This is a genomic window from Pseudolysinimonas yzui, assembly GCF_014653215.1.
GTDB lineage: Bacteria > Actinomycetota > Actinomycetes > Actinomycetales > Microbacteriaceae > Pseudolysinimonas_A > Pseudolysinimonas_A yzui.
This window is the reverse complement of the sequence record NZ_BNAI01000003.1, coordinates 320,823-343,114: the sequence shown is the minus strand read 5'-3', so window position 1 is coordinate 343,114 and position 22,292 is coordinate 320,823. Positions and strand designations below refer to the sequence as shown.

The following is a 22,292-nucleotide window of genomic DNA, read 5'->3' as shown; positions in this document are numbered from 1 at the left end:
TCTCACAACCACGACGGCAGCCACAGGTGGATGCGGAAGAACCAGTCGGGCACCGACATCCCGGTCCAGATCGGCAGGAAGAACAGGCTCAGCAGGACGCAGACGCCGAGGAAGACGCCGACCGCGCGGATGCCGACCGTGCGTCGTGATTCGGGGTCGGCGGCGGTGCCCAGCAGCATCCCGAGGGCGGCGGTGAGCGCGAGGATCAGGTAGGGCTCGAACGCGATCGTGTAGAAGCTGAACACCGTGCGGTGGAGGTAGAGCAGCCACGGCAGGTAGCCCGCGGCGATGCCGGTGAGGATGAGCGCCTCGGTCGCGACGGGTTCCCGCCGCCGCAGGCGCTGCACCACGCGAACGACGAGCCAGAAGGCCGCCGCAGTCGCCGCCCACCAGATGAGCGGGTTGGCGATGTCGAGGATCGTCTGCACGCTGCCGTCGGAGAAGCCCTGGTAGAACATGCTCGTCGGCCGCACCAGGAACAGCCAGGTGAGCGGGTTCGACTGGTAGCCGTGCGGGCTGCTCTCGCCGACGTGATACGTGTACACGGCGGCTTCGTAGTGCCACCAGTTCTGGAACGCGGTCGGCACCCAGGCCAGCCCCCCGGTCCACGCCTCACCGCCGCCCTCGACCCAGTGCCGGTGGTAGCCGCCGTCGGTGACGAACCAGCCCGTCCATGAGACGAGGTACACGGCCGCGGCGAGCGGCACCAGCAGCAGGAAGGTCACCGGCGCCTGTTTGAGGATGCCGCCGGTCGCCCAGAACTCGATGCCTGCCTGCCGGCGCAGCAGCAGTTCGCCCACCACGACGTAGACGCCGAAGATCGCGAGGAAGTAGAGGCCGCTCCACTTCACCCCCGTCGCGAGGCCGAAGGCGATCGATGCCGCCAGCAGCCACGGCCGCCAGAAGAGGGCCGGGCCCCAGCCCGTCGTGCCGCGAGCGGCGACGTGGGCGGCGAGCCGACGTTTCGCGAACCCCCGGTCGAGCACCACGAACAGCACGCCGAGCAGGGCGAAGAAGGCGAGCATCGTGTCGAGCAGCGCGACCCGGCTCAGCACGATCGCGTTGCCGTCGATCGCCAGCAGCCCGCCGGCGATCACCGTGAGCAGGGGGCGGGCGAACAGCAGGTGCGCGACGCCCATTGTGAGCACGACGAGCAGGATGCCGACGATCGCGACCGAGACGCGCCAGCCGAACGGATCGTCGGCGCCGAACAGCGCCATCCCGGCGGCGATGATCCACTTGCCGACCGGGGGATGCGCGACGAACGACGCCCCGCTGAGGTACCCCGACGGGTCGCCGGCGTTGAACGCGGTGTTCGCGTCGGCCGGCCAGCTGCCCTCGTAACCGAGCTGCGAGAGGGTGTAGGCATCCTTCACGTAGTAGGTCTCGTCGAACACGAGCGACCCGGGATGCCCGAGCCCGATCAGCCGCGTCGCCGCGGCCACCGCGGTGACGACGGCTGGCCCGCCCCAGCGCCACGCGCGTCGCGCGGCCTCCGTGCTCTGCACCCGGGTCCACCAGTCGTCGAGCCGCGATCCCGGCAGCTCGAGTTGCGTCACCCCAGAATCGTATGCGCGAGAGGATGGGGCGTGATCATTCTCGGGGCGACGCCGATCGGCAACCTCGGCGACGCGTCACGGCGGCTCGTGGAGACGCTGGAACGCGTCGGCACGATCGCCGCCGAGGACACCCGGGTGACGGTGCAGTTGCTGCGCGGGCTCGGCATCGAGAACCGGCCGAAGCTGGTCGCGCTGCACGAGCACAACGAACGGGAGCGCGCCGCCGAACTCGTCGAACTCGCCCGCACCGAGGATGTTCTCGTGCTGTCGGATGCCGGCATGCCGACCGTGAGCGACCCCGGCTACGCGCTCGTCGCCGCCGCGATCGACGCGGGGGTGCAGGTGACCGCCCTGCCCGGGCCGAGTGCCGTGCTGACGGCCCTCGCCCTCTCCGGCCTGCCGACCGACCGTTTCGCCTTCGAGGGCTTCCTGCCGCGCAAGGGCCGCGTCGCCGCGCTCGCCCCGCTCGCCACCGAGACCCGCACCCTCGTCTTCTTCGAGTCGCCGCATCGCATCGGCGACGCCCTCGCCGACCTCGCGACGGTGTTCGGCGCCGACCGCCGGGCCGCCGTCTGCCGCGAGCTGACCAAGCTGTACGAAGAGGTCGCCCGCAGCACGCTCGCCGAACTCGCCGAACGCTACGCCGACGGCGCACGCGGCGAGATCGTCATCGTCGTCGAGGGCGCTCCCGCCGCCGCCGCGACGATGAGCCGGGATGCCGCGGTCGCGACGGTCCTCGAGCTGGCGGCCGACGGCATCCGCCTGAAAGAGGCCGCCGCCGATGTCGCCGCCGCCACGGGCCTGTCCTCACGTGACCTGTACGAGGCGGCCATCCGCGCGAAGGGTTCCTGAGGCGTCGAAAGTGGTCGGATCCTTGGCTTCAGAGCGACCCTTTTCGACGCCTCAGTAACACGCGGGCGCGAAAGCTAGGCTGAAGCACGTGTCTCAGCCCGGCCGGTTCTACATCACGACGCCGATCTTCTACGTCAACGACGTGCCCCACATCGGGCACGCGTACACGGAGGTCGCGGCGGACGTGCTCGCGCGCTGGCACCGGCAGGCGGGCGACGACACCTGGCTGCTCACCGGAACCGACGAGCACGGGCAGAAGATCGAGCGCACCGCCGCCGCCAACGGCGTGAGTCCGAAGGCCTGGGCCGACAAGCTCGTCGCGGAGGCCTGGCTCCCCGTGCTCGACACCCTCGACATCGCGAACGACGACTTCATCCGCACCACCGACGAGCGGCACGAGACCGCCGTCGCGAAGTTCCTGCAGCAGCTCTACGACGAGGGCCACATCTACGAGGGCGAGTACGAGGGGTACTACTGCGTCGGCTGCGAGGAGTACAAGCAGCTCGACGACCTCGACCTGCCTGAGGAGGGCGAGTTCGCCGGCCAGTACGTCTGCAAGATCCACTCCCGGCCGGTCGAGATCCTCAGCGAGAAGAACTACTTCTTCCGCATGAGCGACTTCGGGGATGCCCTGCTGCGGCTCTACGAGGAGCAGCCCGACTTCGTGCAGCCCGACAGCGTGCGCAACGAGATCATCCAGTTCGTCAAACAGGGGCTCGAAGACCTGTCGATCTCGCGGTCGAGTTTCGACTGGGGCATCAAGGTGCCGTGGGATCCGACACACGTCGTCTACGTCTGGTTCGACGCGCTGCTCAACTACGCGACCGCCGTCGGCTGGGGCGCCGACACCGAGACCTTCCGCCGCCGCTGGCCCGCCGTGCACATCGTCGGCAAGGACATCGCCCGGTTCCACGCCGTCATCTGGCCGGCGATGCTCATGGCCGCGGGCCTGCCGGTGCCGGCGCGCGTCTTCGGGCACGGCTGGCTGCTCGTCGGCGGCGAGAAGATGTCGAAGTCGAAGCTCACCGGCATCGCGCCGCATCAGATCACGGATGTCTTCGGATCCGACGCCTTCCGCTACTACTTCCTCTCGGCGATCACCTTCGGGCAGGACGGCTCGTTCTCGTGGGAGGACCTGTCGGCGCGCTACCAGGCGGAACTCGCGAACGGTTTCGGAAACCTCGCGTCACGGGTCATCGCGATGCTCGAGAAGTACCGCGGCGGGGTCGTTCCCGATGCCCCCCGGGATGTCGCCATCACCGACCTCGAGAAGAACGTGACGGATGCCGCCCATGCGGCAATCGGTGAGCTCGCGATCCATGAGGCGATCGCCGCGATCGGCTCCCTCGTCGATGCGCTCAACGGGTACGTGACCGAGCAGGCGCCGTGGGTGCTCGCCAAGGACGAGGCCCAGGCCGAGCGCCTCGACCAGGTGCTCGCGACGCTGGCGCACGGGGTCGGCACCCTCGCGGTGCTGTACTCGCCCGTCATGCCCCAGGCGACGGCGAAGCTCTGGGCGGCGCTCGGCGAGTCCGGGGCGCTGCTCGAGCAGCGCGTCGACCGTGCCTGGGACCGCCCGGGCGGGGGAACGGTGGCGTCGCTCGATCCGCTCTTCCCGCGTATCGAGATCGAGGCAGCTGCGACGTGACGGACGCCTTCCTGCGGTCCCGCGAGCGGGGTCCCGACGAACTGGTCGCGGACTACCCGCCGCTGCCGGTGCCGCTGGTGGTTCCGATCTACGACAACCACACGCACCTCGAGATCGAGGACGGGGCGAGCTCGCTCGACTTCAAAGAGCAGCTCGATCGGGCGTCGAGCGTCGGGGTGCGCGGGGTCGTGCAGGTCGGCACCGACCTGGAGACGTCGCGGTGGAGCGCCGAGGTCGCCTCGCACGAGCCGCGCGTGCTCGCGGCGGTGGCGCTGCATCCCAACGAGGCGCCCGACCTGGAGGCGAAGGGGTTGCTCGACGAGCACCTCGCCGGAATCGCCGAGCTCGCGACGCGTCCCCGGGTGCGGGCCATCGGTGAGACGGGGCTCGACTTCTTCCGCACCGGCGAAGACGGCCGGGATGCGCAGATCCGCTCGTTCGAGGCGCACATCGCGATCGCGAAAGAGCACGACCTCGCCCTGCAGATCCACGACCGCGACGCGCACCGCGACGTTCTGCGGGTGCTGCGGAGGGTCGGTGCGCCGGAACGCACCGTGTTCCACTGCTTCTCGGGCGATGCCGAGTTCGCGAAGGAGGTCGCCGACTCGGGGTGGTTCCTCTCGTTCGCCGGCACCGTCACCTTCAAGAACGCGGGAGCGCTGCGCGAAGCCCTCGAGACGATCCCGCGGGCCAACATCCTCATCGAGACGGACGCCCTGTACCTCACCCCGATGCCGTGGCGCGGGCGGCCCAACTCGTCGTATCTGCTGCCGCACACCCTGCGGTTCATGGCCGAGCACCTCGGCACCGACGTGTCGATGCTCGCCGCACAGATCTCCTCCAACACCGAAGCCGTCTACGGCCGGTGGGACGACAACTCGGTCGACACCCCGACCGATCCGATCGACCGCCCTGCCGAGGCGCCCTAGTGGCGCTGCTCGGCCCCGCCGAGATCCGCGACCTCGCCGCGCAACTCGACCTGCAGCCGACGAAGAAGCTCGGCCAGAACTTCGTCGTCGACGGCAACACGGTGCGCAGAATCGTGAAGACGGCTCGGGTGGAGGCCGGCGACGAGGTGCTCGAGGTGGGCCCCGGGCTCGGGTCGCTCACCCTCGGACTGCTCGAAGCCGGCGCGCGGGTGACGGCCGTCGAGATCGACAGCCGGCTCGCCGACCTGCTGCCGCACACCGTCGAGGCGCTCGCACCGGGGGCGCCGCTCGCGGTCGTCACGGGTGACGCGCTGCGGGTCGACATCCCGGGGGCACCCCGCCGACTCGTCGCGAATCTGCCGTACAACGTCTCGGTGCCCGTGCTGCTGCACCTGCTCGAGACGGTGCCGTCGCTGGAGACCGCCTTGGTGATGGTGCAGGCGGAGGTCGGGCAGCGCATCGCCGCGACGCCCGGGTCGAAGGTCTACGGGTCGCCGAGCGTCAAGGCCGCCTGGTACGGCCGCTGGTCGACCGCCGGCAACGTCAGCCGACAGGTGTTCTGGCCCGTGCCGAACGTCGACTCGATCCTCGTGGCTTTCGAACGAGCCGAGCGCCCCGGCACCGAGGAGGAGCGGGTGCGCACCTTCGCGCTCGTCGACGCCGCGTTCGGGCAGCGCCGCAAGATGCTGCGGCAGGCACTCGCCGAGGTGCTCGGCGGCTCCGCCGCCGCATCCGCCCGGATGGAGGCCGCCGGGGTCGACCCGACACGTCGGGGCGAACAGCTCACCGTGGCGGACTTTCTGAGGATCGCCCGAGCTTAGAGTGGAGGAATGATCTCTCGGGCCGTACCGCGCTCCGTGCATGTGCGGGCTCCCGGCAAGATCAACGTCTACCTCGAGGTCGGCGCGCTGCAGGCCGACGGCTACCACGACGTCGCCATCGCCTACCAGGCGGTGTCGCTGTACGAAGACGTGCGAGTGAGCGAGGCCGAGTTCTTCAGCGTCGGGATGACCGGAAGCGTCGAACTCGGCCGCGTCCCCCTCGACGACACCAACATCGCGGTGCGCGCCGCGAAGCTGCTCGCGGAGCGCACCGGCTACCGCGGGGGCGCACGCATCGAGATCGAGAAGCACGTTCCGGTGACCGGCGGCATGGGTGGGGGCTCGGCGGATGCCGCCGCGACCCTTCTCGCCTGCGACGCGCTCTGGGGCACCGAGCTGCCGCGTGACGAGATGCTCGACCTCGCCCGCCAGCTCGGCGCCGACGTGCCGTTCGCGATCACCGGGGGAACGGCGATCGGCACCGGGCGCGGCGACGAGCTCTCGCCCGCTCTCGCGCAGGGCACGTTCCAGTGGGTGCTCGCGATCGCCGACTTCGGGTTGTCGACGCCCGCCGTCTACCGCGAGCTCGACGATCATCGCGCCCGGCACGCCGACGAGGTGGCTCCCGCGAACCCCGCGCCGACGGTCGGCACCGACGTGTTGCAGGCGTTGCGGGCGGGAGATGCGCGGATGCTCGCGGCCGCGATGCACAACGATCTGCAGGCCCCGGCGCTGCACCTCGAACCCTCGCTCGCGAAGGTGATCGAAACCGGCGAACGCAACGGCGCCCTCGCCGGGATCGTCTCCGGGTCGGGTCCGACGGTGGCGTTCCTCGCGGCGGACCTCGATGGCGCGCTCGAGCTGCAGATCGCCCTCTCGGCGGCGCAGCTCAACGTCGTTCGCGCGACCGGCCCCGTGCACGGCGCCCGCATCGTTCCCGACTGAGTTCGGTGGTCCTCAGGCCGCGGGCGACTCGGCGTCGGGTCGCCGCTCGCTGTCGCGCTTCGCCCGCTGGATCTGTTCGTACACGTGCGTGCGCAGCTCGGTGAACCGGGGCAGGGCTCGGGTGTTGAGCTGATCGCGATCCTCGGGAAGGTCGATCGTGAGATCTTCCTGCACGATCGTCGGCGTCATCGACAACACGATCACGCGCTGACCGAGGTACACGGATTCGTCGATGTCGTGCGTCACGAAGAGCACGGTGACTCCGAACTTCTTCCAGATGTAACGCACGAGGTCCTCGAGGTCGGCGCGGGTCTGTGCGTCGACGGAGGCGAACGGCTCGTCCATGATGAGCACCTCCGGGCTGTACGCGACGGCCCGCGCGATCGCGACGCGCTGTTGCATGCCGCCCGAAAGCTGCCAGGGGTACTTGTCACCCGCGGCGCTCAGTCCCACTGATTCGAGAACCGTGTCGACGAGATGGCGGCGTTCGGCTTTGGGGGTCGTGCGCAGCAGCGGAAGCTCGACGTTGCGCCGCACCGTCATCCACGGCATGAGGCTGCGACCGTACTCCTGAAAGACGACCGCCATCTTCTTCGGGGGCCCGGTGATGGCTTCGCCGTCGAGTTCGACGATGCCGCCGCTCGGGGCGAGCAGGCCTGCGATGCACTTCAGCAGTGTCGTCTTGCCGGCACCCGAGGGCCCGACGATGCAGACCAGTTCACCTTGCTTGGCGGTGAACGAGATGTTCTGCAGCGCAACGAAGTCGCCGTACGACTTCTGCAAGCCTTCGACCCGCAGCATGGCGGTCGGGGAAGGGTTCTGGTCAGGCACGTTCGGTCTCCTTCAGGCCGCGATACCACCCGAGCACGAGGCGCTCGGCGATCTGAAACAGCAGCGCGAGCGCGATGCCGATGAACCCGAGCAGCACGATGCCGCTCCACATCTCGGGGATCTGGAAGTTCTGCTGGAAGAAGGTGATCCGCAGGCCCAGCCCCGACGAGGAGTTCGTCATCTCCGAGATCACCATGAGGATGATGGCGATCGACAGCGACTGGCGGATGCCGGCCATGATCTGGGGGGCGGCACTCGGCAGCGTGAGGTAGACCACGCGCTGCACCGTCGAAAGCTGGTACGAGGTCGCCGTCTCCCGTTGCACCGCGTCGACCGCGCGGACGCCTTCCACGGTGTTGAGGAGGATCGGCCAGACCGCGCCGGCGACGATGACCGCGATCTTCGCCGTGTCGCCGATTCCGAGCGTGATCGCGAGCAGCGGCACGAGCATCGGCGGCGGCACGGCGCGGAAGAACTCGAACACGGGCTCGACGAACTGCCGCAGCCAGCGCACCGAGCCGATGAGGAGGCCGACCGCGATGCCGATCACGATCGCGAGGGCCAGTCCGACGAGCAGGCGCCCGATGCTCGGCAGCACGTCGACGAAGAACGACTCGCCCACCCAGGTCTTCACGAACGCCTCGGCGATGCGCCAGGGTGCCGGGAAGTAGCGGTTGGGGGCCACGAGTGCCGACAGCGCCCACAGGACGAGCAGCACGAGCGGCAGCCCCACCGCTTCGAGCAGGCCGTCGAGCCAGCGGGGGAGGCGACGGGTCGCCGACGCCGGAAGCAGACGGCGGGTCACGGCGGGGGCGCTCACAGCACGACCTCCGCTCGCACCGATTCGTGCCAGGCAAGAACGCGACGTTCGATGATCCGCACCAACGTGTTGATGACGAGCGCGAGAAGCCCGGCCGACACGACGAGGGCGTAGACGCCGGCGTAGTCGGCGGCGGTCCCCCGCTGGGTGAGCAGACGTCCGATGCCGTCGACCTGGATGAGGAGTTCGCCGGTGACGGTGAGGATGAGGGCCACGGTCGCGCCGAGGCGGATGCCGGTCATGATGTAGGGCAGCGCCGTCGGCAGCACGAGGTGCACGAACCGTGACCGTGCCGAGAGGCCGAAACTCCGCTGCGTGTCGCGCGCGACGGGGTCGACGTCGGCGACGCCGTAGAGCACCTGGATGAAGATCTGCCAGAACGTCGCGAACACGACGATGACGAGGGACGCCTCGCGGTCGTATCCGAACATCAGGATCGCGAGCGGGATGATCGCGACCGACGGGATCGGGCGCAGGAACTCCACCGTGGAGCGGGTGTAGCGGCGGAGGAACGGGATGAGGCCGATCACGGTACCCAGCGCGAGGGCGGCGACGCCCGCGATGACGAGGCCGATCGCCCAGGTCGTGAGGGTGTTGCCGATCGTGCGCCAGTAGTGCAGGTCGAGCATCATGCGCCCGAGGGAGGCGAACACCTCGGTCGGCGGCGGAACGTACTTGCCGTTCACCCAGCCGACTGTGGCGGCGAGCTGCCACAGCGCGAGGAACACCACCACGCCAGCCAGGCCGAGCAGCACGGGCCGCAGTCGTCGCCTCATCGCACGAACCTTCCGGTCAGGTCGGTGGTCCGGGACCGGTCGATCCCGGACCACCATCGGGTGCTACTGAACGACGATCGTTGCCAGGTCGGGCTCGGTCTCGAAGTAGGCGTACTCCATCGCCAGGGCGACGAGGTCCTCGAGACCCGCGTTGCTCAGGTCGGCGGTGAACTCGGGCAGCACGATGCCTGCGGCAGCCTCCTCGGGGATGTCGAGGTTGGTCGCGATCGCGGCCCGCACGGCATCCTCGTTCGACGCGGCGTACTCGAGTGCGGCGGCGAGGGCCTCGGTCCAGGCCGCGACCATCTCGGGCTGCTCGTCGATGACGCTCTGCAGCGTGAAGTTGGTCAGCACGGTGAGACCGGGGATGGTCGCCTGGTAGGGGCCACCCAGGTCGGTGCCGCCGGCGCCGACGACCATGCCGCGGAACGGGTCGGGGACCCACGCGGCGTCGATCGTGCCGGCCTCGATCTGGGCGGGGACGTCGGGGAAGGCGACGGCGACGAACTCGATCGTGCTCGGGTCTCCGCCGTCGGCTTCGACGGCAGCTCGGATCGTGAGGTCACCGGCAGCGCCGAGGCTGTTGACCGAGACGGTCTTGCCCGACAGGTCGGCCCACGAGGTGATGCCGCTCGCGGCGCTCGCGACCACGGAGTTCACGTCGCCGTCGCCGCTCGCGAGGCTGTTGGCGTAGTTGCTGAGGATGCGCACCTCTTCGCCGCCGAGCGCAGCCCGGAACGGGCCCATCGGCTGGCCGATCGCGAAGTCGATGTCGCCGGCGACGAGGGCCGGGATCGCCTGCGCGCCGCCCTGGGCGGGGAGGATCTCGAGCTCGATGCCGTGCTCTTCGAAGATGCCCGCATCGAGCGCGGCCCAGATGGCCCCGGTCTCGGCGATCGGGAGGGCGGCGACGCGCACCTGATAGGTCTCGCCGGGGCCGGCGTCGGTCGGCTCGGAGGGTGCGCCGGAGTCGGTGCAGCCGACGAGGGCGAGGGCTGTGGCGAACGCGAGGCCGCCGAGGAGTGTGCTGCGGTTCATGACAGGACCTTTCTTCTTCATTGAAGGGAGATGCTGGGTGGCGGGCCGACCGTCTCAACCAGACGGTCGGCGGTTATTCATGACACTAATACCTACAATCTGCAGTACGAATGTCGAGGATGTCAATGTGTCGACGAAGAACCCCGTGGTCGGCGCGAAGGGGGTGCGTGTCACAATGGCGCCTATGACCAGCGGCGGTGAGGGCGGCGACTCGCGGAGGGCGCGCGGCCTGCGCGTCGCGGGAACCCGCCGCGGTTCGCCGCCGAGCCTGCTCCTGATGCTGTTCGGCGACTACTGGCTCGAATCGCCGGGCGGCTTTCCCTCGGCCGCTCTGGTGAGTCTGCTCGGAGACTTCGGGGTCAACGACGCCGCAGCTCGTGCCGCGCTGAGTCGGATGGTCAAACGCGGCTTGCTGAAGTCGTCGAAGGCCGGCCGCACGACGTCGTACCGCACGAGCCGGCGAACCCAGCAGATCCTGACCGACGCGAGCCGTCGGATCATCGACTTCGGTGGCCCCACCGACGACTGGGCGGGGGTGTGGAGCGTCGTCGCGTTCAGCATCCCCGAGAACAGCCGATCGTTGCGGGTCGCGGCGCGCAACCGGCTCGGCTGGCTCGGCTTCGCGCCCCTCTACGACGAGGTCTGGATCTGCCCGCACGACCGGCACGAGGATGCCGTGCGTGAGCTGGTCGCGCTGGGCGTCGAAGCGACGGCGCTGCAGGCGACCGTCGCCGACTCCGCGTCGCCGACCCGGCTGCCCCAGAACGCGTGGAACCTCGAGCAGCTCGCTCAGGCCTACCACGACGTGATCGAGCAGACGACGTTGGCGCGGGAGCTGCTCACCCACGCCGACGCGTCGCCGGTGAGCGCCCTGGTGCAGCGCACTCGGTTGCTGGAGGCCTGGCTCGATCTGGCCAGCGGTGACCCGAATCTGCCCGCCGCGTTGTTGCCGCCGGACTGGCCGCGCGAGCGGGCCCGGGACCTGTTCCTGGAGACCCACGACGCTCTCGGCGATCTCGCGACCGCGCACGTGCGGTCGGTGGTCGCGCGCAGCGACCCGGCCCTGGCGGCTTCGGTCGAACGTCGCGCCGTCTCCGACTGGACGCGCCTCGTCGCGTAGCGGTCGCCCGTCCCTTCCGATGCCACCCATCGGCGCACGACGGCGCCATTGACATGCATGACATTCACTCTGCATGATGTACTCGCAGATGTCATGAATGTCCCGTCGTGACACAACCCGGCTCCAAAGGAGAAGCAATCGTGTCGCTCGCAGGAAAGACCGCCATCGTCACCGGCAGCGGACAGGGTCTCGGCCTCGCGTACGCGCGGGAGCTGGCCCGGCAGGGTGCGTCGGTCGTCGTCAACGACGTGGATGCCGCCGCCGCGGAGGCGGCGGTCGCGACGATCACCGCCGACGGCGGTTCGGCCGTCGCCGTGGTCGCGCCGGTCGGCAGCACCGAGACCGCGGACGCGCTCGTCGCCGCCGCGCTCGAGAACTTCGGGCGCCTCGACATCCTCGTCACCAACGCCGGCATCCTGCGCGACACCGTGCTGTGGAAGATGAGCGACGACGACTTCGACCGCGTCGTCAACGTGCATCTGCGCGGCACCTTCACCTGCGCACGAGCCGCAGCGACCCACTTCCGCGAGGCCGGGCACGGCGGGCGCATCATCTGCATCGGGTCGCCGACCGGGCAGCGCGGCACCTTCGGCCAGACCAACTACGCGGCCGCGAAGGCCGGCATCGTCGGCATGGCGCGCACCTGGGCGCTCGAACTCAAGAAGGCCGAGGTGACCGTCAACACCGTCATCCCGGTGGCCGCGACGGGGATGACCGCCACGGTGCCGTACTTCGCCGCCGCGGTCGAAGCGGATGCCGCGGGCGAGCCGATGCCCGCCTTCTTCCGTCACGACCTCGGCTTCGGCACGGCCGACGACGTCGCCGGGCTCATCGCCTACCTCGCCTCCGACGCGGCCGCGGGCGTGACCGGTCAGGCGATCGGAATCGGCGGCGACCGGGTGCAGATCTGGAGCCACCCGGAGCCGGTCGCGACCGAGTACCGCGACGGCGGCTGGACCTACGAAGCCCTCGTCGACGACTTCGCCGGGCTGTTCGGCGACCGGCTGCAGAGCATCGGCGAGTCGTTCCCGCCGCTGCCCGACGAGCTGCGCCGCGAGCCCGCGGCCTCCTGAACGGGCCCGACCCCATGACCGAGCGGTACGAGCCCCGGCTCGACATCGAGAGCCTCGACGCCCTCGACGTGCACGTGCACATCGAGATCGACGACCACGGGCACCTGTCGTTGCCGGATGCACTCGCCGAGGCGGCAGCGAAGTACTTCAAGTCCGACGGCCTGCCGACGCTCGACGCGATCGCCGACCTCTACCGCGAGCTGAAGTCGGCAGCCGTCGTGTTCACGGTCGACGCGCGCACGGGACTCGGGCATCAGCCGATCGACAGCGCCGAGATCGCGCGCGGGGCCACCCGCAACGCCGACGTGCTCATCCCGTTCGGGTCGGTCGACCCGCGCACCGGGGCGGATGCCGTCGAACTCGCGCGACGCCTGGTGGAGGACAGCGGGGTGCGCGGGTTCAAACTGCATCCCACGGTCCAGGGCTTCGACCCCTCCGACGAGGCGTACTACCCGCTCTATGCGGAGTTCTCGCGACTCGGGGTGCCCATGCTCGTGCACACCGGGCAGACCGGCATCGGCGCGGGCACCCGCGGTGGCGGCGGGTTCCGGCTCGGTTACTCGAACCCGATGCTGCTCGATGGCGTCGCCGGCGACTTCCCCGACCTCGACATCGTGTTCGCGCATCCGTCGGTGCCGTGGCAAGACGAGGCCCTCTCGATCGCGACCCACAAGTCGAACGTCTGGATCGATCTCTCCGGCTGGTCGCCGAAGTACTTCCCCGAGAACCTGGTGCGTGCCGCGCGCAGTTACCTGCAGGATCGCGTGCTGTTCGGCTCGGACTACCCCGTGCTGCACCCCACGCGCTGGCGTGACGACTTCGCGGCACACGGGCTCGACGAGAAGGTGACCCGCAAGATCCTGCGCGACAACGCCATCCGCCTGCTGGGCCTCTAGCGTGACGACCGGCCACGACCCCTACGGTTTCGCCGACCTGCTCGACGACGCCGAACGCGCAGCCCTCGCCCGGCTGCGCGCCGTGCTTGACACCCGGGTCGAGCCGCTCGTCGCCGAGCACTGGGAACGCGCCACCTTTCCCGAGCAGATCATCGCGCCGCTCGCCGACCTGCGGCTGATGGACCCCCCCGAGTTCGGCGGGGCGACGGATGCCGGCCACGCGCTCTACCGGGGGTTCCGCAACTTCGAACTGGCGCGCACCGACGTCTCGGTCGCGACGTTCTACAACGGGCAGTCGGGGCTCTTCCGCACGAGTGTCGAACTCGGCGGGTCCGAGGCGCAGGTCGCCGACCTCGCCCCCCGCATCCGATCGTTCGAGTTGCGCGGGGCGTTCGCGCTCACCGAACCCGACCACGGCTCCGACATCGCGCGCGGCATGCAGGCGACGGCACGCCGCGACGGCGACGACTGGGTCATCGACGGCCGCAAGCGCTGGATCGGCGGCGCGGTACTCGCCGACGTCATCGTCGTCTTCGCCCGCACCGAGGAGGGGGTGGGCGCGTTCCTCGTGCCGCGCGATGCCCCGGGACTGACCCTGACGACGATGACCGGCAAGATCGCGCTGCGCATCGTGCAGAACTCCGACATCCAGCTCGTCGGCGTGCGGGTGCCGGAATCGGCCCGGCTCGCGCGGGTGAGCACCTTCGCCGACGTCGCGCGGATGCTCGGAGCGATGCGCGCCGACGTCGCCTGGATCGCGGTCGGCGCACAGGCGGGCGCCTACGAGGCGGCCGTCGCCTACGTGCGCGAGCGCGAACAGTTCGGGCGGGCGATCGGCGGATTCCAGCTGGTGCAGTCCAAGCTCGCGACGATGCTGGGCAACCTCACGGCATCCCTCGCCCTCGTCGTGCGCCTGACCCAACGCCAGGCCGCCGGCCTGTCGAGCGACGAGGATTCAGCGCTTGCGAAGATGTGGACGGCGGCCCGGCTGCGCGAGACGGTCGCGCTCGGACGTGAGGTCGCCGGCGGCAACGGCATCCTGCTCGAGCATCGGCTCGCCCGGTTCTTCGCCGACGCCGAGGCCGTCTACTCCTACGAAGGCACCCACGAGATCAACGCGCTCATCGTGGGTCGCGGCATCACCGGCCTGAGCGCGTTCCGCTGACCCACCGCATCCATCCGATCCACAAGGAGAGCACCATGACCATCACCCTCGACTACAGCCAGCTCGGCAGCGCAGCGGGGACCGACCTCGGCTACTCGGAGTATCGCGAGATCACCCAGGAGCAGGTCAACACGTTCGCCGACGCCGCCGACGACCACCAGTGGATCCACGTCGACCCGGTGAAGGCGAAAGACGGGCCGTTCGGCGGGCCGATCGCGCACGGCTTCCTCACCCTGTCGCTCGCCATCCCGTTCTGGACCGAGCTCTTCGACGTCACCGGGGTCACGACGCGGGTCAACTACGGCCTCGACAAGGTGCGCTTTCCGGCGCCCGTTCCGGTCGGCTCCCGCATCCGCATGAAGGGCGTCATCGCCGAGGTCGAAGAGGTGCCGGGCGGCTACCAGCTCACCGTCGACCAGACGATCGAGGTCGAGGGCGGCACGAAGCCTGCCGTCGTCGCGCGTGGCCTGTACCGTTTCTACGCCTGAGCTTCGCGGCTGACGACAGCACCTCGACGAGGAGGGACCCATGCAGAACCGTGGAATCGGCTCCTGGCTGACCACTCGAGCCGCGACCTCGGGAGATGTCGTCGCGCTCGTGCACGGCGACGGCGAGCAGGTGACCTACCGCGAACTCGCCGATCGCGCGGCACGCTGGGCCGCCGTTCTGACCGCACGCGGGATCGGCCGCGGCGAGCGCATCGCGTTCCTCGGCGAGAACCAGCCCGCGTTCGTCGAGGTGCTGTTCGGGGCGGCCCGGGTCGGTGTCGTGTTCGTGCCGGTCAACACCCGGCTCGCGGCACCCGAGGTCGCCTACATCCTCGCCGACAGCGGCGCGCGCCTGCTCGTGCACGACGACCGCTCGAGCGCCGTCGCCACGGAGGCGGCCGGTGACCTCCCTCGGATCGTGGTCGGCGCCGACGCGGATGCGGCGCTCGCCGCCGTCGAACCGGCACCAGAAACGCCGGGGGTGGGTCTCGACGACCCCGCCGCGATCCTCTACACGTCGGGAACCACGGGGCGCCCGAAGGGGGCGGTGCTCACCCACGGCAACCTCACCTGGAACGCGCTCAACACGATCATCGACGCCGACATCGTCTCGACCGACGTCGCCCTCGTGATCTCGCCGCTGTTCCACGCCGCCTCCCTCGGCATGGGGCTGCTGCCCGTGCTGCTCAAGGGCGCCACCGTCGTGCTCGAGCGAGCGTTCGACGCGGGCCGTGCCCTGCGGCTCATCGAAGAGCACGGCGTCACGATGCTGAGCGGCGTGCCGACGACCTACCAGTTCATGGCCGAGCATCCCGACTGGGCGAGCACCGACCTCTCGACGCTCGGGAAGCTGACCTGCGGCGGCTCGCCGGTGCCGACCCGGGTGCTCGAAGCCTTCGAGGCCCGCGGGCTGTCGTTCTCGCAGGGCTACGGGATGACCGAGACGTCGCCCGGCGCGACCTACCTGCCGGCGACGCGCACCCGCGCGAAGATGGGCTCGGCCGGCCAGGCGCACTTCTTCACCGAGGTGCGGGTGGTGGGCGAGAACGGCGAGGTGCTCGAACCGGGCGAGATCGGCGAGATCCAGGTGCGCGGGCCGAACGTCACCCCCGGGTACCACGGCAACCCGGCGGCGACCGCGGAGGCGTTCACTCCCGACGGCTGGTTCCGCACCGGCGACCTCGGGTCGTTCGACGACGAGGGCTTCCTCTTCGTCGCCGACCGGCTCAAGGACATGATCATCTCGGGCGGTGAGAACATCTACCCCGCCGAGGTCGAAGACCTCATCCTCGGGCTCGACGAGGTCACCGGAGCCGCGGTGATCGGCATTCCCGACGAGCGCTGGGGCGAGACGCCGTGGGCGGTCGTGACCCTGCGCGAGGGGGCCGAGCTGACCACCGAACGCCTGGCGGAGCACCTGAACGGCCGGATCGCGCGCTACAAGATCCCGAAGAACGTCGTCGTCGTCGACGAACTCCCGCGCACGGCGTCGGGCAAGGTGAAGAAGCTCGACCTGCGCAACCGCTTCAGCTGACGCGCAGCACGGCCGGGCCGAGGCGCAGCACCCCGTCGTCCAGGGGCCCCGTGCGCACCCCGCCCCGACGCCGCAGCGCGCGGTGAGCACCCTCGCCGATGGCGGTGTTCATCCAGGCGCACGGATTCGCCGGGCGTGCGTCGCCGAACCGGATCTCACCCTCGCCGGAGTCGAGACTGAACGTCGTGCGGGCGAGGGCGTCGACATCCACGCCCCGCAGCAGGATGTTGCGGCGCGTCTGGCGCAGGCCCGGCACCGCGATGCCCAGCTCGGCGGCGACGGCCTCCAGTGCCTCGACCGCCTGGATCGTGACGGATGACGCCCGGTGGGCGGGCTGGTTGAAGTACCGGTCGCCGACGATGCCGAGCCCCGCGCGGAGTTCAAGGTGGTCGCGCAGCTCGTCATCGGGAGCAGGGGCGGGACCATCACCGGGCCGACCCTCGTAGCGGTGCACCGGTGAGGCGAGCAGCGCGACGATCTCGACGGCGATCTGCTTCACCCGCACAACGTTACGCTCGAAGGATGGTTCATCTGCTCGGCGCGGAGAGCGTCGGGCTCGAGTATCCGACGCGGGTCGTCTTCGACGCCGTCACGGTCGGCATCGACGAAGGTGACCGCATCGGGGTCGTCGGCCGCAACGGCGACGGCAAGTCGACGCTGCTGAAGATCCTCGCCGGGCGCATCGAACCCGACACCGGCCGGGTCACCCGCCGCGGCGGCGTGACGCTCGGGATGCTCGACCAGGGCGACACCCTCCCGCCCGAGCAGCTCGTCTCGGAGGCGGTCGTCGGCGACCGCGTCGAGCACGAGTGGGCAGGCGATGCGAAGGTTCGGGACGTCATCGCCGGGCTGCTCGGGGACGTGCCGTGGGAGGGCCGCATCGGCGACCTCTCCGGCGGACAGCAACGCCGGGTCGCGCTCGCCGCGCTGCTCACCCGCGACTGGGATGTCGTGTTCCTCGACGAGCCCACCAACCACCTCGACGTCGAGGGGGTCGCCTGGCTGGCCGAGCACCTGCGCTCGCGGTGGCCGGCGAACCGCGGCGGCCTCGTCGTCGTGACCCACGACCGGTGGTTCCTCGACGCGGTGTGCACGACGACGTGGGAGGTGCACGACCGCATCCTCGAACCCTTCGAGGGCGGGTACGCCGCCTACGTGTTGCAGCGGGTCGAGCGCGACCGGATGTCGGCGACGATCGAGGCGAAGCGGCAGAACCTGATGCGCAAGGAGCTGGCCTGGTTGCGGCGCGGGCCGCCGGCGCGCACGAGCAAACCGAAGTTCCGCATCGATGCGGCGAACCAGCTCATCGAGGATGTGCCCGACCCCCGCGACACGGTGCAGCTCAAGCAGCTCGCGACCGCGCGGCTCGGCAAAGACGTCGTCGACCTCGAGAACGTCTCGGTCTCGTTCCCCGGCGCAGAGCGCGGCGGCGACACGGTCGTGCTGCACGACGTCACCTGGCGCATCGCTCCGGGGGAGCGCACCGGCGTCATCGGCATCAACGGCGCCGGCAAGTCGACGCTGCTCGGCCTCGTCGCCGGCACCGTGCAGCCGACGAGCGGGCGGGTGAAGCGTGGAAAGACGGTGAAGATCGCCGTGCTCGATCAGCGCCTCGTCGGGCTCGAAGGGTTCATGAACGACCGGGTGAGCGCCGTCGTCGCCCAGCAGAAGTCGTCGTACGTGTCGGGCGGCGTCGAGATGACGCCGGGCCAGTTGCTCGAGCGGCTCGGCTTCACGACCGCGCAACTCTCGACGCCCGTGAAGGATCTCTCGGGCGGCCAGAAGCGACGACTGCAGCTGCTGCTCATCCTGCTCGACGAGCCCAACGTGCTCATCCTCGACGAGCCCACCAACGACCTCGACACCGACATGCTCGCCGCGATGGAAGACCTGCTCGACACCTGGCCCGGCACCCTGCTCGTCGTCTCGCACGACCGCTACCTGCTCGAGCGCGTCACCGACAACCAGTACGCCGTGCTCGACGGAGCCTTCCGTCACCTCCCCGGCGGCGTCGACCAGTACCTCGAACTCCGGAAGTCCGTCTCGCGCGGGGCTGGTTTCGACACGCGGCCTGCGGCCGCTGCTCAACCGACGGGTTTGGGCGGAGCCGACCGTCGCGCGGTCGAGAAGGAAGTGGCGGCGGTCGAGCGGCGCCTCGAGAAGGCGACCCACGGCATCCACAAGGCGAAGGCAGAGCTGGATGCCGTCGACCCGAGTGACTACGTCACGCTGGGGGCGAAGCAGACCGCGATCGCGGCACTCGAGGCCGAAGCGCATGCCCTCGAAGAGCAGTGGCTGGCACTCGGCGCGCAGCTCGAGAGCTAGACGCCGCCTCCGCCGCCGCCGCCGCCGCCACCGCCTGACGAACCGCCGCCACCGCCACCACCGCTCGACGACGACCCCGACGAGCTGGCGTACGAGGTCGAGACGCTCGACGACAGCGTGCTGATGCCGGCCGCGAACGCGGCCACGTGGAAGCCGCTCGGGCCCGAGTACCAGTCGGGCGGGTTCGTGTCGTAGTACTTGGCGATCTCCTCGGCCCACTGCTTCTCGAGCCCGAAGATCACGGCGTAGGGCAGCAGCTTCTCGTAGATCTTGATGATCGCCGTCGTGTCGGAGGTGCTGATGCGTTCCGCTCCCGAGACGCTCTGCAGCATCTGCAGCCGGTCGGCCTCGGCCACGCGGATGAACTCGCGCAATCCGTCGAGGTGCTCCTTCAGCTCCGCCCCTTTACTCGTGAGCGGGCGACGGCGGGTGAGGATGCCGGCGGCGAAGATCGCGATCCACGGCACGGCGTTCAAGCCGACGACCCCGGTGATGATCGAGATCTCGCTCTCGCCGCCGACGATCGTCTGAATGAGGAGCAGGATGCCCGCCAGCACCATGGCGCCGACCACGATGAGCATGGGCCGCCACGACGGCTTGCGGCGCAGCCCGCCCGCCTCGGCCTCGCGCTCGATCGACTTGGTGAGCGCGACGACTTGCTGCCCGAGCACCGTGTCGCCCTTGGTGAGCCAGCGCACCTCGCCGTTGGCGTCCGCCGCCGGCGGGGGTGTGCTGCCGCCGAGCGACAGCAGGTTCTTGAGCCCGGGAAGAAGGCCGCCCATCGAGAACGGGTTGACCGAGAACAGCGCACCCATCACGCGCTGTTCGTCGGGGGCGAGGTCGGCGCTCGACAGCTTCTGCACGCCGAAGACCTTGCTCCAGCCCTGATCGTGTTCGATGATGCGCAGGTTCTTCTGCACCGCGAGGTCGACGATCGTCGCCGCCATCCCCTTCTTCGGGTTGCCGGCGATGTTCGCCGCCAGCATCATGCTGAGCCCCGCGGGCGGCTCGTACTGGGCGATGACGATGCCGCGCCCTTTGGCGTCGCGCCAGAAGACGAACCGCACGACGAGCGCGAAGATGAGCCCGAACAGCACGAGCGCCGCAGCGATGAGGGCCAGGATCGGCACGTACGCCCAGAACGGCGCCCCCGCGAAGGTGCCCTCCTCGAACGCGATCACCAGCGTCATGTTCTGGTACGCGAACAGGTCGCGCACCGTCGCGCTGAACTCGCCATCCCCGTCGTTGTCGATCTCACACTGATCGCTGGAGCCCTCGTAGCCGTAGTAACAGAACGCCTCACCCGTGAGCGCCGGAACGAGGTCGGCGTGCACCCGTATGGTCGCGCTGACCTCGCCGAACGGCTGAGCCCAGCCCGTGCCGTTCGTGTCCCAGTAGAACTCGTCGCGGGTGACGCCGTCGGCGAGGTCGGTCTCGGTCGAGGTGACATCCGACTGCGTGTACTCGATGACGTAGGTCTGCTCGCCGTGCACGTACTGCCCCTGCGGCACGGCGATCGTGACGAGCGTGAACTCGCCGTCGCCGGTCACCTCGTAGGGGCGCGGCACTCCGTTGCCGTCGGTGACCGACACGATGTCGATGCTCGTGCTGTGGCCTTTGTAGTCCGTCACCAGCGCTCGGCGGATGCCCCGGTTCTGGTCGTATTCCGGGAACACGGCGACCAGGGTCTCGACGGTGTGCAGCTGCGAGCGGCCGCTGCCATCCCGCGAGAGCTCGTAGACCGCGTCGAACGACGCGAACTCGAAGTCGTCGACCCCGCTGCCGGCCGCGTCGAGCGCGACGACCGGCGGAGCGTCGGGGCCGTCGTGCGGGTCTGCTGCGGCAGGTGCGGTTCCGGCGGCGACGAGGATGAGCGCTCCGACGGCGACGAGAAGGGCGCGGGCAGCGTGAGGTGCTTTCACGTCGCGAGCGTAGCGGGGTCGCCAGCCATCCGTCGATGGGCGGCCGTCGAGTCCTCCACAGGGTGGTTGCGCGCGACTTATCCTGAGAATGGTTCGTCTATCTAGTACATGCGTTCGAGTGTTGCTTCACTGGGGGTATGTCTTCTTCCGCCCCCGGTCTGGCCTCGTGGCTGGCGGCTGACCCTCGGGTGCTCGATGATGACGCGCTGCTGACGGGTGCCCGTGAGTTGGGTGAGTTGCGGCGACTGGTGGAGGCGTCGCTGGGGTCGTTCGCGGCGGAGGTGAAGCATCGTTCCCGGCGGGAAGACGGCTTCGGCGGTCTCGCCCAACGCCTCGGCGCGGGCACGCCCGAGAAGTTGGTGGAGCAGGTGTCGGGGGTCTCGAAGCGGGAGTCGCAGACGCTGGTGCGTGTCGGGCAACTGCTGACGGTGGATGCCGACCCGTGGCTCGCAGCGGTCGGCACCGAGGTCGCTTCGGGGCGGGTGTCGGTGGTGAAGGCCGACGTCATCAAGGCCGGGTTGGGATCCCCCACGGAGGATGTCGCGGCGGATGATCTCGCCGACGCCGCCACCGAGCTGGCGCTGTTGGCGCCGACGATGACGGTCGAGAAGCTCGCGGCGCGGGCCCGGGAACTGCGTGATGACCTCGACACCGCGGGGGTGCGGGATCGGGAGCGGATGCTGCGCGACAAGCGATACCTCACCCTCACTCCCCTCTCCGACGGGATGACCCACCTCTCCGGGCTGCTCGACCCGGCATCGGCCGCGATCGTGTCGGCTGCCTACGACGCCGCCACCTCACCCCGGCGTGGCGGACCCCGTTTCGTCGACGCCGAACAGCAGGCACGGGCCGAGAAACTGGCGGCCGACGAGCGCAGCCTCGGGCAGATCGCCCTCGACACCTTCGTCGACCTGATCCGCATCGGCACCGAAGCCGACCCCGGCCGACTGCTCGGCGCCCGCCGTCACGCGGTGCGGGTGCTGGTCACCGACCGTGACCTGCGCGAACGCCGCGGACCGGCATTCATCCACGACCAGACCGAAGCCATCTCGATCCCCACCGCCGAACAACACATCTGCGACACCGGCATCGTCCCCATCCACTTCGCCGACGACAGCGAACCCCTCCGACTCGGAGTGACGCGTCGCCTGTTCTCCGCCAAGCAACGCGACGTGCTCGCCGCCCGCGACGGCGGATGCCGCTTCCCCGACTGCGACCGCCCCGCCTCCTGGTGTGAAGCCCACCACCGCATCCCCTGGAAACACGGCGGGCCGACCGACACCCGCGACGGACTCCTCCTCTGCCGACACCACCACATGCTCATCCACGACAACGGATGGACCATCAACCGAGATCCCGTCCACGGATTCGCCGCCATCCCACCCCGCTCTGTTGACCTCGACCAGCGACCCATCCCGATGCCCGCCCGATCCCGAGCCGCCGCCAGACTCCGAAGACGAACGACACCGCCCCGCCCCCAGCCGACAACCGGCATGACCGTGCCCCTTTGACGGGGAAACGGCGATGGCAACCTGCGCAGTCGGCCGGCC

The 22,292-nt window shown here is 69.9% G+C and carries 20 protein-coding genes; 13 read left to right on the top strand and 7 right to left on the bottom strand.

What is annotated here, in order from left to right; translation table 11 throughout:
* Positions 1–2: 2 nt before the first annotated feature.
* Positions 3–1,559, bottom strand: a complete 1,557-nt coding sequence (locus tag IE173_RS10290; RefSeq protein WP_191283372.1) for a dolichyl-phosphate-mannose--protein mannosyltransferase — start codon at positions 1,557–1,559, stop codon at positions 3–5.
* 30 nt (positions 1,560–1,589) lie between these two features.
* Between IE173_RS10290 and rsmI the strand changes: the two genes are divergently transcribed.
* From rsmI to IE173_RS10265, 5 genes are all read left to right on the top strand, one after another.
* Positions 1,590–2,411, top strand: a complete 822-nt coding sequence (gene rsmI, locus IE173_RS10285) for a 16S rRNA (cytidine(1402)-2'-O)-methyltransferase (RefSeq protein WP_191283371.1) — start codon at positions 1,590–1,592, stop codon at positions 2,409–2,411.
* A gap of 88 nt (positions 2,412–2,499) precedes the next feature.
* Positions 2,500–4,059: a methionine--tRNA ligase gene (gene metG, locus IE173_RS10280; protein ID WP_191283370.1), complete on the top strand. Its 1,560-nt coding sequence runs from the start codon at positions 2,500–2,502 to the stop codon at positions 4,057–4,059.
* Positions 4,056–4,988, top strand: a complete 933-nt coding sequence (locus IE173_RS10275) for a TatD family hydrolase (RefSeq protein ID WP_191283369.1) — start codon at positions 4,056–4,058, stop codon at positions 4,986–4,988. Before metG ends, IE173_RS10275 begins: the two co-directional genes overlap by 4 nt.
* Positions 4,988–5,809 carry a 16S rRNA (adenine(1518)-N(6)/adenine(1519)-N(6))-dimethyltransferase RsmA gene (rsmA, locus tag IE173_RS10270; protein WP_191283368.1) on the top strand — a complete coding sequence of 274 codons (822 nt, stop codon included), beginning with the start codon at positions 4,988–4,990 and terminating at the stop codon, positions 5,807–5,809. Before IE173_RS10275 ends, rsmA begins: the two co-directional genes overlap by 1 nt.
* A 9-nt stretch (positions 5,810–5,818) precedes the next feature.
* Positions 5,819–6,754, top strand: coding sequence for a 4-(cytidine 5'-diphospho)-2-C-methyl-D-erythritol kinase (locus IE173_RS10265; protein ID WP_191283367.1), 936 nt, complete (start codon positions 5,819–5,821; stop codon positions 6,752–6,754).
* A 12-nt stretch (positions 6,755–6,766) separates the two neighbouring features.
* On the opposite strand, the gene IE173_RS10260 is transcribed toward IE173_RS10265, so the two are convergent.
* From IE173_RS10260 to IE173_RS10245, 4 genes are all read right to left on the bottom strand, one after another.
* Positions 6,767–7,555 carry an ABC transporter ATP-binding protein gene (locus IE173_RS10260; protein WP_191283410.1) on the bottom strand — a complete coding sequence of 263 codons (789 nt, stop codon included), beginning with the start codon at positions 7,553–7,555 and terminating at the stop codon, positions 6,767–6,769.
* A 22-nt stretch (positions 7,556–7,577) separates the two neighbouring features.
* A complete protein-coding gene (locus IE173_RS10255) occupies positions 7,578–8,378 on the bottom strand; it encodes an ABC transporter permease (RefSeq protein ID WP_191283409.1) in 801 nt (266 codons plus the stop codon).
* Positions 8,379–8,401: 23 nt separating this feature from the next.
* Positions 8,402–9,181 (bottom strand): ABC transporter permease, encoded by a 780-nt coding sequence (locus tag IE173_RS10250; RefSeq protein WP_229842033.1) that lies wholly within the window; start codon positions 9,179–9,181, stop codon positions 8,402–8,404.
* 63 nt (positions 9,182–9,244) lie between these two features.
* Positions 9,245–10,219, bottom strand: coding sequence for an ABC transporter substrate-binding protein (locus IE173_RS10245; RefSeq protein ID WP_191283365.1), 975 nt, complete (start codon positions 10,217–10,219; stop codon positions 9,245–9,247).
* A 184-nt stretch (positions 10,220–10,403) separates the two neighbouring features.
* Between IE173_RS10245 and IE173_RS10240 the strand changes: the two genes are divergently transcribed.
* The 6 genes from IE173_RS10240 (at position 10,404) to IE173_RS10215 (ending at position 16,495) form a co-directional block, all read left to right on the top strand.
* Positions 10,404–11,339, top strand: coding sequence for a PaaX family transcriptional regulator (locus IE173_RS10240; protein WP_191283364.1), 936 nt, complete (start codon positions 10,404–10,406; stop codon positions 11,337–11,339).
* Between the two features lie 140 nt (positions 11,340–11,479).
* Entirely contained in the window at positions 11,480–12,412 is a 933-nt protein-coding gene (locus IE173_RS10235; protein ID WP_191283363.1) for an SDR family NAD(P)-dependent oxidoreductase, read from the top strand.
* A gap of 14 nt (positions 12,413–12,426) precedes the next feature.
* A complete protein-coding gene (locus IE173_RS10230) occupies positions 12,427–13,308 on the top strand; it encodes an amidohydrolase family protein (RefSeq protein WP_191283362.1) in 882 nt (293 codons plus the stop codon).
* Between the two features lies 1 nt (position 13,309).
* Positions 13,310–14,473: an acyl-CoA dehydrogenase family protein gene (locus IE173_RS10225; RefSeq protein ID WP_191283361.1), complete on the top strand. Its 1,164-nt coding sequence runs from the start codon at positions 13,310–13,312 to the stop codon at positions 14,471–14,473.
* A 35-nt stretch (positions 14,474–14,508) separates the two neighbouring features.
* Positions 14,509–14,961, top strand: coding sequence for a MaoC family dehydratase (locus IE173_RS10220; protein ID WP_191283360.1), 453 nt, complete (start codon positions 14,509–14,511; stop codon positions 14,959–14,961).
* Between the two features lie 40 nt (positions 14,962–15,001).
* The gene (locus tag IE173_RS10215) at positions 15,002–16,495 is read left to right on the top strand and encodes an acyl-CoA synthetase (RefSeq protein ID WP_191283359.1); all 1,494 of its coding nucleotides are present in this window, start codon (positions 15,002–15,004) and stop codon (positions 16,493–16,495) included.
* Here the strand turns inward: IE173_RS10215 and IE173_RS10210 are convergent.
* A complete protein-coding gene (locus tag IE173_RS10210; protein WP_229842032.1) occupies positions 16,488–16,994 on the bottom strand; it encodes a molybdenum cofactor biosysynthesis protein in 507 nt (168 codons plus the stop codon). The genes IE173_RS10215 and IE173_RS10210 overlap by 8 nt on opposite strands.
* Positions 16,995–17,017: 23 nt before the next feature.
* On the opposite strand from IE173_RS10210, the gene IE173_RS10205 reads away from it, so the two are divergent.
* Positions 17,018–18,820 carry an ABC-F family ATP-binding cassette domain-containing protein gene (locus IE173_RS10205; RefSeq protein WP_191283358.1) on the top strand — a complete coding sequence of 601 codons (1,803 nt, stop codon included), beginning with the start codon at positions 17,018–17,020 and terminating at the stop codon, positions 18,818–18,820.
* On the opposite strand, the gene IE173_RS10200 is transcribed toward IE173_RS10205, so the two are convergent.
* Positions 18,817–20,742, bottom strand: a complete 1,926-nt coding sequence (locus tag IE173_RS10200; RefSeq protein ID WP_191283357.1) for a DUF2207 domain-containing protein — start codon at positions 20,740–20,742, stop codon at positions 18,817–18,819. The genes IE173_RS10205 and IE173_RS10200 overlap by 4 nt on opposite strands.
* Positions 20,743–20,879: 137 nt before the next feature.
* Between IE173_RS10200 and IE173_RS10195 the strand changes: the two genes are divergently transcribed.
* Positions 20,880–22,253 (top strand): HNH endonuclease signature motif containing protein, encoded by a 1,374-nt coding sequence (locus IE173_RS10195; protein WP_191283356.1) that lies wholly within the window; start codon positions 20,880–20,882, stop codon positions 22,251–22,253.
* Positions 22,254–22,292 lie beyond the last annotated feature (39 nt).